This is a genomic window from Enterobacter sp. HMSC16D10, assembly GCF_001807145.1.
Lineage (GTDB): Bacteria > Pseudomonadota > Gammaproteobacteria > Enterobacterales > Enterobacteriaceae > Enterobacter > Enterobacter roggenkampii.
The window spans coordinates 60904-72892 of the sequence record NZ_KV787896.1 but is presented as its reverse complement, the minus strand read 5'-3'; the positions used below and the strand labels follow the sequence as shown (position 1 = coordinate 72892).

Here is an 11989-nt window from a genome sequence, read left to right as displayed (position 1 = left end):
TTGTAAGGTTAAATACCGAGACGCGGTGTGCCGCCATTTTTACTACGAATGTATTTAATTAATGCATCATAGCCTCTCCGTTTCAAGATATACCCCAAAAAGGCATGTATATAGAAAAACTTTTCATTTGAGAATCCGATTTTACGGAAGCTATTTATCATTTTTAAATAGACTAAAAATGGTAGATTAAGTTGATCGCGGATATAAGGATAGAAATAGTTGGCTAAGTCCTTTTTAATCCCATCATAAACCCCATCTATTTTTGTTGCATCTTCGATATGTTTTGCGATAAGGAGAAGTCCCTCAACCATATGTATTCGCCCCTCAGGTTTATAACCACCCGGGGTGAAAATGCCTTTTTCTGTTCCTGCATTCCCAAAATCTGGAGCCTCTGTATCTCGGGATAAAGTAATAACATCGCTGAAATAGTAACCCTGTCCTTCAGCCATGAGCATTCCAGCAAGATACATTTGATAATACAAACGGCCATCAAATTTATCACAAGATAATTTATTTGCTTTTTCAGCGTTAACAATAAAACCGGAAATTACACCAACTCTTCGGAAGAAAAATTTAATGGCCTCAGCACCAGGTTGGAATAATGTATCTTGTGTTAAATGACGGACGGTATCACATAATTCATTCGGGTTTTCCTTAAACCAGCCATAAGCACGAGTAGCCAATACGATTTCAGGATTAGCTTTCAAGACACTAACGATTTTTGATAATGCTCCTTCTGCCAGAAGATCGTCGTTACCCATAATCATACAATATTTACCAGTAGCAGAACTTATGCAATTTTTTAAGTTTTTATCATAACCAAGATTATCTTTATTTAAATTAAGATGTAAGTTTGTTCTATTGTTTTTTATTTTATATTCTTCAACAATATGAGCTATTTGTTCCCTTTGTGGAGACTTGTCTTCACAAAGAATCACCTCAAAGTCTGTATTATTAATAGCATAATCTTGGTTATATATGCTTTCCAATAAAGGCTCTAAAAATTCTGCGCGATTATATGACGGTATACAGATACTGATAAAAACATTCATGTTAAAATACCTTAAGAACTTTAGCGGGGATCCCACCAATTAAACTTGGTTTACTAACTTTCAATCCTTTAACGACTGAATTAGCAGCAATCACACTGCCATCAGATATTTCACTTCCTGCCAAAATAACGGCATTATCACCAATCCAACAACAATTCCCGATTTTTACAGCTGCTGCATCTCCTAAAATTTTTGTGGCAGGAGGAGCAAATTCATAATGATCTTTTTTATAACTTCCATGGCTGTGATCTCCAATGTATACTTTACTTCCAATAAGTATATCATCGCCAAGAGTTATTTCATCAGCGCATGAAATATGAACATTATCACTTAAGCATAATCGTTTGCCAATATTCATTCGTGGATCTAGACATTGCTCACCGTAATAATATACAGCCTCTATCCAACAATTGTCGCCGATTCGCCCATCTATCCATCTGGTGTCACCATCTTTATTCTTATTATAAGGCTTAACATTGAGTTTAAAGTTTTTCCCAACCGTTTTGAATTTATGCCCAGTGATCATATTAAAACAAAGCGCATTTAATTTTCTTTTACACTTCGATGCAAGAAAAATAAGGCTAATCAATTTTATACGTAATTTATAACCAATCATATACCAACCTTATTTGATTAACTTTTTTCTCTTTAAAATTCATTGCACATAAATGGATTGTTTTTAATTTAATGTACCTGTTAGCAATGACTCAATTGCTTCTACTTGTGATAATGATGAGCATTTTTTTTGAGCTCCATTTCTGCTGGAATTTTTCATTACTGTTAATTCAGAAACAGATATTTTTAAAAAATTAACTATAGCATCTGCCAGTGCATTAGCACTAATGTTGTCAGCAAGAAAACCATTTTCCCCGTTAATTATAAGATCTTCGGCCACACCAATTTTAAATGAAATAACAGGCGTGCCGGACATTAAAGCTTCGTTTATCATCATCGGTCCTGCATCCTCAACGGAGGAACAAATGAATCCATCAGCAATGTTATATAGATATGGATATTTAGTCTTATCATGGATAAAATCAATATTGACTAATGATACATCTTCTATAATCATATTTTGAGACTGGGCGCCAACAGTTAAAATAGTTACATTTTGCAAAAGTTCTGGATAAGTTTTTTTAATATATTCTAGCGATTGCTGAACATACTTAACGCCTTTTCTTGGATCATTTAATGACTGAGCTCCTAAAAAAATAACCCGATTTTTTTCCGGAATGCTAATGCCGAGATGCTTACTTGCTATGTGTGCCGGTCGTGGAGTAAAAATAGTTTCATCAATGCCAATCAGCGCTTTTTTCATTCCATGCCTGGCTTTTATTGCACTCATCGAACAGCGCTCATCTAGCCATTTACTTGCAGATAAGTAAAAACAGTCCATTTCTGAATAATATTTTTTTCTGTTATTGAGCACACGCTGTGGCATTTTTATAAGTTTAGGATACAGCATTGCAGGACAATTTTTACATTCACTTTTAAAGCCTTCACATTGCCACGGATAATGGCAACCACCAGTGATCATCCCTGCATCCATAAGGTAGAAAGCGATTGGACATTGATAATATCTTTGTATTTTGTGCAGGTCCTTATCAGAGAGAAAATCAGCTACATAGTATACAATTATCAAATCAGGCTTTTGTGTGTATTTCTTAAATATGTCATTAACGCTGAATGTTGTGTTATATATTAGATAGGTTTTATCTTCATTTATATCACGATTAACAATCAAACGGCGAAGTAATTTATTTATAAAACTAAATATCTTTCTTTTAGTTTGTGATAGCTCGATAACATCAGGGTCATTTGATGTTTTATCTAATACACACATTACAGAGTCATGATTATATTTTTTAAGGTTTGTATGTGTACGATAAGCGCCATAGAATGCACCTTTGCTATCACCGGTCGACAAATGTAAGATTTTCATTTTCCATCTCACTGATTTAAATATTAATATTTTTTAAATTAACTTTAGCTATCGCTTGAAAAATATAATTACGTAGAACCAATACCCCAACGGACAAAACAACAAAATTTATTAGCGGAGACCCAAATATGTAAGCATATTTATAATCAGAAAATAAAGAGAAACGCTTTATACTCTCAAAAATAAGCGTTGACAATAATAATATAAAGAATGTTAGAAGGGTCAATGTTATCACAAAAGAGCCCATTTCTTTGTGAAGACAATAACCACCCCATATAAGAAGAAATAGAACGGTATGAATTAGATAGAAAATACTAGACCAATGTGGACCAAAATACTTAGCAATAATTATTGTCAATGGAATTGTTAATGCTGAATAACTAGCATATGCATAAAAATGATATTTTAACTTTCCAATAGAGTATAACAGAATGAATATAAAATTCATTATACCGGCAAAAAAAGTAGCTGAGACGAGCCATTTAGCATAAAGATTTACGGTAATGCCTAACTCATCGTTTTTAAGCCACAAGGCAATCAGTTCATTACCAAACACATTCATATACGGAACTAATGGTGCAAGGAGAAGAACATATGCGATAGAACTATAGCTGAACAATGATATGAATTGCTTTTCGTTTTTTTCTTTTATTAACGCACTCAATCGTGGCAATAAAATTTGTGACAAGGGAATAACCAGAGTTAAGATTACCGCACTAAGTTGGCCACCGATTTGGTATTGTGTGTAATTTGTTAATGTTGTATATGTCGATAAAGCTATCTTATCAACTTGACTTGCTATAACCCATATCATTGATAAGCCTGAAAGTTGTAGAGAAAACTTTATTACTTTTCCAAATGAAAGATCATCGTCTTCATATAGGCTATTATTATTGTCTTTTTCTTCCAGTTGCTTATTATGTTTGCGCATAACGTAGTAAACACAATAAGCCGTAACGATGACGTCTAAAACAGATAAAGCCAGCAATACTTTAAAGAAAGCAGCTAATGAATTCGAGTAATAGGCAAGAACAATATAACCGCCACCATAAAAACAAGTTGTATAGACCATTCCCCATAGGGCTATGAGATCTTGCCTTTCCATTCCATTTATGAAACTTTGTAAATAAGATCGCAAATATAATAGTGCTAAAATTATACCTATCAATTTTATGCAAAATAATGTTTCGTTGTTAGATAAAGTTGTTTTCAACCAATCATTTACTATAAATAGTGAGAAATAGTTAAAAATAAATGCAACTATGCAAGCAATAAAAACAAAGCCACAAAAGACTCTCAAAAACAAACTAATTACTTTAGCGAAACTTACGAGTTGATACTTATTTGTCGCTATTAATTTCACAAATGTTCCACTGATACCTGCATCTAACAACCCCATAAGTGTTATAAGCATAGTAAAGAATGAAACTATTCCATATCGCTCCGTGCCTAATAATCCTATAATCAAAGGTACTAACAATAACGGAAATGCAGCTCGATATAATTGAGATGCATATAGTATAGATATTTTTTTGAACATACCAACTCACAAAGTATCAACTCGTCTTTTCTTTCTATCGGAAGAAATCAGTTATATTGGAGCATATATAATCAACTTGTTCTAAAGTTAATTCATAAAATAAGGGAAGGCGCAGCAAGTTGTCAGTGAACAAATCGCTATTTTTTAAGTTTACATCTTCGTTAGTAGATAAATAAAAATCACTTTTATTTAATGATAAATAATGGAAAACAGCATGTATACCATTATCCTTCAAATGTTTAATTAAATCAGTACGAACGTTGATATTGCTGCATACGATATAAAACATATGAGCATTGTTAGTGGCATACTCAGGAACCACAGGTAGATTGATAAGTCCTAGCTGTGCAAGTGGTGTTAATTTTTCTTGATAACGTTGCCAAAGCTCTTTACGTTTGTTCTGAATATCATCCATATTTTCGAGTTGTGCATATAAATAAGCAGCGTTGATATCAGAAGGGAGAAATGAAGAACCAATATCAACCCAGCCATATTTATTAACCTCACCTCTGAAAAATGAAGATCTGTTAGTCCCCTTTTCACGAATTATTTCGGCTCGTTTGACATATTTGTCATCATTAATAACAAGCATGCCGCCTTCACCAGAAATTATATTTTTTGTTTCATGAAACGAAAACGTTCCAAATGCTCCAATACTTCCCAGTGGGCGTTCCTTATAATATGAATCAATCGCTTGAGCAGCATCTTCGACAATAGGAATATTATATTGCTTAGATATAGCCAATAATTTATCCATATCACATGCAATTCCAGCATAATGAACTACTACTATCGCTTTTGTTTGTGGTGTAATTAAAGCACGTATTGAGTCTGGATCAACATTTGGATTGTTAGTATAGCTATCAGCAAATACAACTTTTGCTCCTCTTAATGAGAAAGCGTTAACAGTCGATACAAATGTATACGAAGGTGCAATTACTTCATCTCCTGGTTTAATGTCCAGCAATATTGCTGCCATTTCAAGTGCGTCAGTACAAGAAGTAGTAAGTAATACTTTTTTAAAATTGTATTTTTTTTCAAAGAACTCGTGACATTTCTTAGTAAATTTTCCGTCCCCTGAAATCTTTCCGTCTTTTGCAGCTTGTGCAATATAAACTAATTCATCCCCATGTAAATAGGGTTTATTGAATGGAATCATTTTTTTTCCTTTATTTTAAATCTGCAAAACTGCCAGCTTTCATATCTTTGACAGAAAGTATTATTTCATTTTCGTCTAAAGGCCACTCGATATTTAACGTGGGATCGTTCCACGCAATACTTCTTTCTGCTGTGGGTGCATAATAGTCAGTAGTCTTATATAAAAACTCTGCATTATCGCTTAATACGGCAAAACCGTGTGCGAAACCTTCAGGAATCCATAACTGTCGTTTGTTTTCTGCAGATAATATAACGCCAACCCACTTACCATAAGTTTCTGAATCCGGCCGGATATCTACTGCAACATCAAAAACTTCACCTACAATGCAACGGACCAATTTTCCCTGCTCATGAGGCCCAGTCTGATAATGTAATCCACGCAATACTCCTCGTTTTGATCTGGAATGATTATCCTGAACAAACGTAAGGGTACGACCGACACAGGCCTCAAGTTTCGTATGATTGTAGCTTTCATAAAAGAAGCCTCTGTCATCACTAAACACTTTTGGCTCAATCAATAATACGTCAGGAATATTTGTTTTGATAACATTCATTACTAGTAGCCTTTAATCATTTTGTACAAATATTGCCCATAAGCATTCTTTGATAGCGGAACAGCTAATTTTTTAACTTGCTCAGCATTTATAAATCCTTTGCGGTAAGCAATTTCTTCTGGACAAGAAACTTTAAGGCCTTGACGCTCCTCAATAGTGGCAATGAAGTTACTGGCTTCAATCAAACTCTGATGCGTCCCCGTGTCCAACCAGGCATAACCGCGCCCCATCATTGCTACAGACAAACGTCCTTGCTCCATATAAATTCGATTGATATCAGTAATTTCAAGCTCGCCCCGCGCGGAAGGCTTCAGGTTTTTAGCCAGTTCTACAACATCGTTATCATAGAAATATAATCCGGTGACCGCATAATTACTTTTCGGTTCTAGCGGTTTTTCTTCAAGGCTGATGGCAGTTCCATTCTTATCAAATTCAACGACACCATAACGTTCAGGATCGTTAACGTGGTATGCGAATACGGTCGCACCACTTTCTCGATTGACCGCCGTTTCCATTAATTTAGGCAGATCATGTCCGTAAAAAATATTATCGCCGAGTACCAACGCGCAGTCATCATTTCCGATAAAGTCTTCACCGATGATAAATGCCTGGGCTAAACCATCCGGCGAAGGCTGAACCTTATAATGTAGATTTAAACCCCATTGGCTGCCATCACCCAGTAATTGCTCAAAACGAGGTGTATCCTGCGGAGTGCTGATGATCAAAATATCACGAATACCCGCTAACATTAGCGTTGAGAGCGGGTAATAGATCATTGGTTTGTCATATATGGGCAACAATTGCTTGCTGACAGCCATGGTCACTGGATATAAACGGGTACCAGAACCACCAGCTAAAATAATGCCTTTACGGGTTTTCATTTCATTATCTCTTTATACGCAAAAGTACCCAGTGACGGGCACTAACATTATATTCAGATTGCTGTCGCAGCAAACAACTCATTCAGCATACGTTTAACGCCTTTCTCCCAATTGGGAAGAACAAGCCCAAAGGTACGCTGGAATTTTTCATTATTAAGACGAGAGTTATTTGGTCGGCATGCAGGGGTTGGGTAAGCGCTGGTTGGTACTTTATTTAACTGCTTGATTGCAAGTGCAACATCAGCTTTTCTGGCTTCGGAAAATACCAGTGCAGCATAATCATACCATGTAGTGACACCACTCGCTACGAGGTGATAAAGGCCAGCAACTTCCTGATTTTTCTGTGCAATCCGAATAGCATGAGCGGTACAATCCGCCAATAATTCTGCACCGGTAGGCGCACCAAACTGATCGTTAATGACGGAAAGTTCAGTTTTCTCTTTAGCCAAACGTAACATGGTTTTTGCAAAGTTATTGCCTTTGCCAGCATAAACCCAACTGGTACGAAAAATAAGGTGCTTTGGACAATGCTCTTGTAATGCTCTTTCACCGGCCAGTTTCGTTTTGCCATAAACATTTAATGGTGCAGTGGCATCTTCTTCAAGCCAAGGCGCATCACCGGTACCCGGAAAAACGTAATCAGTTGAGTAATGCACAACCCACGCGCCTATTTCAGCAGCAGCTTTGGCAATAGCCTCTACGCTTGTGGAGTTAAGCAATTGTGCAAAGTCCACTTCGGATTCAGCTTTATCCACAGCAGTGTGTGCAGCAGCGTTCACAACCACATCTGGACGTATTTTTCGTACGGTTTCAGCAACACCTTCAGGATTACTAAAGTCGCCACAGAAATCGGTAGAATGCACATCAAGGGCGATAATATTTCCCAGGGGCGCGAGTGCCCGTTGTAGCTCCCAGCCTACCTGACCATTTTTCCCGAACAACAGAATATTCATTATTTACGTTCTCCATAATTCTGCTCAATCCAGGTTTTATAAGCCCCGCTTTTTACGTTTTCCACCCAATCGATATTGCTCAGATACCACTCCACCGTTTTACGAATGCCGCTTTCGAACGTCTCCTCAGGCTTCCAGCCCAGTTCAACGCCAATTTTATGTGCATCAATCGCATAGCGACGGTCATGCCCCGGACGGTCAGCAACATACGTAATCTGATCGCGATATGACCCCTCTTTAGGCACTATCTCATCAAGCAGATCGCAAATCGTATGCACTACGTCCAGGTTCTGCTTCTCGTTATGGCCGCCAATATTATACGTTTCACCCGGTTTTCCTTGAGTAACAACGGTGTAGAGTGCACGCGCATGATCTTCTACATACAACCAGTCACGAATCTGGTCACCCTTCCCATAAATAGGCAGTGCTTTGCCGTCCAGCGCATTCAGGATGACCAGCGGGATCAGTTTTTCCGGGAAATGGTACGGGCCATAGTTATTCGAACAGTTGGTGACGATAGTCGGGAAACCGTAGGTACGCAGCCAGGCACGCACGAGATGGTCACTGGAGGCTTTCGACGCTGAGTAAGGGCTGCTGGGCGCATACGCGGTAGTTTCAGTGAAGAGTGGCAGCTCAGTTGATGCCGGATGCTCATCCGGATGCGGTAAATCACCATACACTTCGTCGGTAGAGATGTGATGGAAACGGAAGGCGTTCTTCGCCTGCTCATCCAACGTTGACCAGTATGCACGAGCGGCTTCCAGAAGCACATAAGTGCCGACGATATTGGTTTCGATAAAAGCAGCCGGGCCGGTAATTGAACGATCGACGTGACTTTCAGCGGCCAGGTGCATCACCGCGTCAGGCTTATGCTTTGCGAAAATACGATCCATGGCATCTTTGTCACAAATATCCGCATGCTCAAAAACATAGCGGTCGCTATCGCTGACTTCACTAAGCGACTCAAGGTTGCCGGCATAGGTCAGCTTGTCCACGTTGACGATGTCGTCCTGGGTATTTTTAATAATATGTCGTACAACCGCTGAGCCGATAAAGCCGGCCCCGCCCGTCACAAGAATTTTCACGTTATCTGTTCCGTATGTTGGAAATGTCTGGATACTGCCGCTCTGAAACCTGAGTACTTATTAACTGACGGTTTCAGAAATTGAGCACGCTACCGCCCCTGGCTTAACAGCTACCAATGCACTGAGCGATGCTTGATTAAATGATTTTTCTTGTCTGGATACAGACAAAAAACTGGCGTTAATTGTCGTCCTAAACGACCTCAGAAACAAGCACAAATCGCTACAAAGCTGTTGAGATTTAAATCACATAACCCTATGTAATCATTACATTAATAACAAAAAACGGCAGCCATCATTTTGGTTATAGATTAATACACCAAAATAATGACTGCCGCTTGTTCAATTTGTGGCAGGAATATCAGTCGTTAGCCAGCAACTTCTCAATCCGGTTTCTAAACTTCGCCCCTTCCTTCAGGTTACGCAGCCCGTAGTTCACGAACGCCTGCATATAGCCCATCTTCTTACCGCAGTCATAGCTCTCACCGGTCATCAGCATCGCATCGACAGACTGCTTCTTCGCCAGCTCGGCAATCGCATCGGTGAGCTGAATACGGTCCCAGGCGCCTGGCTCGGTTTTTTCCAGCTCGGCCCAGATATCCGCGTTCAGAACATAACGGCCCACCGCCATCAGGTCAGAATCCAGCGTCTGCGGCTGATCCGGTTTTTCGATGAACTCAACGATGCGGCTCACCTGCCCTTCCGTTTCCAGCGCTTCTTTGGTCTGAATTACGGAGTACTCGGAGAGATCGCCTTTCATGCGCTTCGCCAGCACCTGGCTACGGCCCGTTTCGTTGAAACGTGCCACCATTGCCGCCAGGTTGTATCGCAGCGGATCGGCAGACGCGTTATCAATAATGATATCCGGCAGCACAACGATGAACGGGTTATCATCCACCACCGGACGGGCACACAGAATAAAGTGACCCAGACCCAGCGGCTGCGCCTGACGCACGTTCATGATGGTCACGCCCGGCGGACAAATAGACTGCACTTCCGCCAGCAGCTGACGCTTAACGCGCTGCTCAAGCAACGCTTCGAGTTCGTAAGAGGTGTCGAAGTGGTTTTCTACCGCATTCTTGGACGAGTGCGTAACCAGGACGATTTCTTTGATCCCTGCAGCAACTATCTCGTCGACAATGTACTGAATCATTGGCTTATCGACGATCGGCAGCATCTCTTTAGGAATGGCTTTTGTGGCGGGCAGCATATGCATGCCCAGGCCTGCTACCGGAATGACTGCTTTCAAATTAATCATTATTTCTTCCACCTTAAAATGGTTGACGAATTATAGCTCTTAAACCTGTTTTCGCCAGCATGATTTGCCGTAATCCTGAAGCAATGTTACGCCTTAGCATCACATATTTCTGTAGTTGTAATCTGATTCGATCGCGCTTATATGCCAGGAATCGTCTTAAAACAGATTATTGTCGATTATCTGTGCGGCAGCGCAAAGTTCAGTCTTTCCACATTCACCACCTGCTGGTCGACCCGGTCAATATCCACCGAGCTTTGCCCCTTCTCGTTCACAGCTTTGATGTTCGCCAGCGAAAGCAGCGTCTCGTCTTTCGCCATAAATTTACCTCTTACATCTTTGCGCAGATCGAAGTTGATCTTCAGGGCAGGACCCACGGCAGCTTCCTGCATCACATTGATATTACGTAAGAAAAGGTGCTGAGGCTTGTTGTGCAGTTCCAGCGTTGCGCGCTGCATTTCCACATTGGTAATCGCCACAAACGACGTCGCATTACCGGATGAAATCTGTATTCCGCGCAATTTATAGGCGAGCTGGCGGTTATCGAGATGAATATTATTGAGCTTGAAGTTCTGCGGAATGGACAAATAATCGCCTTTTATGACCCCATAGCCGATTAACATTCCCGCGCTGTTGACCATGTCGACATTATCAATAATGAAATTATCACAGCCATAAATCGCCACCGTGGCGTTGTCTATTCCCGCCTTTTTACTGAAGTCTGGGGTGATATTTTTGGCCTTAATATTGCGGATAACAAAGTGCTTCCCGTTTTCCACATGCACCAGCTGACGACAGTTGCTGCCGGTGATGTTGGCCACCACGAAGTTCTTAACGGTTTGCTTTTCCGGGTAGTCGTTGTCGTAGGTGCTCCCGGCAAGGCCAATGCCGATGCCCCAGTTGATCTTGCCGTTGGTGCAGTTGATGTTGTCGATGACATGATCGGAGATCAGGATATTGCGATCGTTGATGGCGACGTTCCATTCGATCGCATCGCCCTGCAGATGGCTAAATTTGCTGTTGGTGATGCGGGCGCCGTCCACCTGGTTGTGGAAACCCTGGCGCAGGATGGCGTAGTTGGCCTGACTCACGCTGATGTTATCAATTACCAGATTGCGCATCACGCTCGGTTTCTTACCGCCGATGTAGATTTGCGTCACAGGGCCAAAACCGCTCATGGCCAGCCCTTTGATGACGCAGTTAGAGCCGCGAACGTCGAGCGTAATGTTCTCCGTGCGGCCAGCGCCTTCGCCTACCACCTTGCTGCCTTCCTGCAGAACAAAGCGGCCGCGGCCATTGCCGGTTAACGCCCCGCGAATCAGCAGCGTTTTACCGTCGGGAATGAAAATACCCGTGTTGATGTTTTCACAGGTCAGCCCGGCAGGGACAACGACCGTGTCCCCGTCATTAAACGCCTGCTTAAAGGCCGCGATCCAGTCGTTGTTATTGTACTGATTAACAGAGACCGTTCTTCCACTCGCCGCCCGCGCAATCCGGGACGACAGCAGCGGCGTAGCCGCCAGAACGGACAGAGACGAGACAAAGGTGCGTCGGGTAATCTTTTTCAGCATA

Annotated in this window: 11 protein-coding genes; all 11 read right to left on the bottom strand. The window is 40.8% G+C overall.

Translation table 11 applies throughout. The features are described 5' to 3' along the window. Positions 1-8 precede the first annotated feature (8 nt). Positions 9-1052: a glycosyltransferase family 2 protein gene (locus HMPREF3143_RS17360; RefSeq protein ID WP_032646458.1), complete on the bottom strand. Its 1044-nt coding sequence runs from the start codon at positions 1050-1052 to the stop codon at positions 9-11. A 1-nt stretch (position 1053) separates the two neighbouring features. Continuing rightward, on the bottom strand, positions 1054-1668 hold the full coding sequence (locus tag HMPREF3143_RS25085) for an acyltransferase (RefSeq protein ID WP_032646459.1): 615 nt from the start codon (positions 1666-1668) through the stop codon (positions 1054-1056). Positions 1669-1731: 63 nt separating this feature from the next. Beyond that, positions 1732-2994, bottom strand: coding sequence for a glycosyltransferase (locus tag HMPREF3143_RS17355; protein ID WP_070533834.1), 1263 nt, complete (start codon positions 2992-2994; stop codon positions 1732-1734). Positions 2995-3010: 16 nt separating this feature from the next. Continuing rightward, the gene (locus tag HMPREF3143_RS17350) at positions 3011-4534 is read right to left on the bottom strand and encodes a lipopolysaccharide biosynthesis protein (protein ID WP_084832196.1); all 1524 of its coding nucleotides are present in this window, start codon (positions 4532-4534) and stop codon (positions 3011-3013) included. Between the two features lie 34 nt (positions 4535-4568). Beyond that, the gene (rffA, locus tag HMPREF3143_RS17345; RefSeq protein ID WP_045337056.1) at positions 4569-5693 is read right to left on the bottom strand and encodes a dTDP-4-amino-4,6-dideoxygalactose transaminase; all 1125 of its coding nucleotides are present in this window, start codon (positions 5691-5693) and stop codon (positions 4569-4571) included. Between the two features lie 10 nt (positions 5694-5703). Next, entirely contained in the window at positions 5704-6246 is a 543-nt protein-coding gene (gene rfbC, locus HMPREF3143_RS17340; protein WP_032646464.1) for a dTDP-4-dehydrorhamnose 3,5-epimerase, read from the bottom strand. A gap of 2 nt (positions 6247-6248) precedes the next feature. Continuing rightward, positions 6249-7127 carry a glucose-1-phosphate thymidylyltransferase RfbA gene (gene rfbA, locus HMPREF3143_RS17335; RefSeq protein WP_045337054.1) on the bottom strand — a complete coding sequence of 293 codons (879 nt, stop codon included), beginning with the start codon at positions 7125-7127 and terminating at the stop codon, positions 6249-6251. Between the two features lie 53 nt (positions 7128-7180). Beyond that, positions 7181-8080: a dTDP-4-dehydrorhamnose reductase gene (rfbD, locus tag HMPREF3143_RS17330; protein ID WP_045337052.1), complete on the bottom strand. Its 900-nt coding sequence runs from the start codon at positions 8078-8080 to the stop codon at positions 7181-7183. After that, the gene (gene rfbB / locus HMPREF3143_RS17325) at positions 8080-9165 is read right to left on the bottom strand and encodes a dTDP-glucose 4,6-dehydratase (protein ID WP_045337051.1); all 1086 of its coding nucleotides are present in this window, start codon (positions 9163-9165) and stop codon (positions 8080-8082) included. The genes rfbD and rfbB overlap by 1 nt, the downstream gene beginning before the upstream one ends. Positions 9166-9523: 358 nt before the next feature. Further along, positions 9524-10420 (bottom strand): UTP--glucose-1-phosphate uridylyltransferase GalF, encoded by an 897-nt coding sequence (gene galF, locus HMPREF3143_RS17320; protein ID WP_070533831.1) that lies wholly within the window; start codon positions 10418-10420, stop codon positions 9524-9526. 176 nt (positions 10421-10596) lie between these two features. After that, on the bottom strand, positions 10597-11988 hold the full coding sequence (gene wcaM / locus HMPREF3143_RS17315) for a colanic acid biosynthesis protein WcaM (RefSeq protein ID WP_044596700.1): 1392 nt from the start codon (positions 11986-11988) through the stop codon (positions 10597-10599). Position 11989 lies beyond the last annotated feature (1 nt).

Bases quoted from the DNA above. Each gene is read 5' to 3' on its own strand.
- HMPREF3143_RS17360 (WP_032646458.1), bottom strand. From the start codon at position 1,052: ATGAATGTTTTTATCAGTATCTGTATACCGTCATATAATCGCGCAGAA.
- HMPREF3143_RS25085 (WP_032646459.1), bottom strand. From the start codon at position 1,668: ATGATTGGTTATAAATTACGTATAAAATTGATTAGCCTTATTTTTCTT.
- HMPREF3143_RS17355 (WP_070533834.1), bottom strand. From the start codon at position 2,994: ATGAAAATCTTACATTTGTCGACCGGTGATAGCAAAGGTGCATTCTAT.
- HMPREF3143_RS17350 (WP_084832196.1), bottom strand. From the start codon at position 4,534: ATGTTCAAAAAAATATCTATACTATATGCATCTCAATTATATCGAGCT.
- rffA (WP_045337056.1), bottom strand. From the start codon at position 5,693: ATGATTCCATTCAATAAACCCTATTTACATGGGGATGAATTAGTTTAT.
- rfbC (WP_032646464.1), bottom strand. From the start codon at position 6,246: ATGAATGTTATCAAAACAAATATTCCTGACGTATTATTGATTGAGCCA.
- rfbA (WP_045337054.1), bottom strand. From the start codon at position 7,127: ATGAAAACCCGTAAAGGCATTATTTTAGCTGGTGGTTCTGGTACCCGT.
- rfbD (WP_045337052.1), bottom strand. From the start codon at position 8,080: ATGAATATTCTGTTGTTCGGGAAAAATGGTCAGGTAGGCTGGGAGCTA.
- galF (WP_070533831.1), bottom strand. From the start codon at position 10,420: ATGATTAATTTGAAAGCAGTCATTCCGGTAGCAGGCCTGGGCATGCAT.
- wcaM (WP_044596700.1), bottom strand. From the start codon at position 11,988: ATGCTGAAAAAGATTACCCGACGCACCTTTGTCTCGTCTCTGTCCGTT.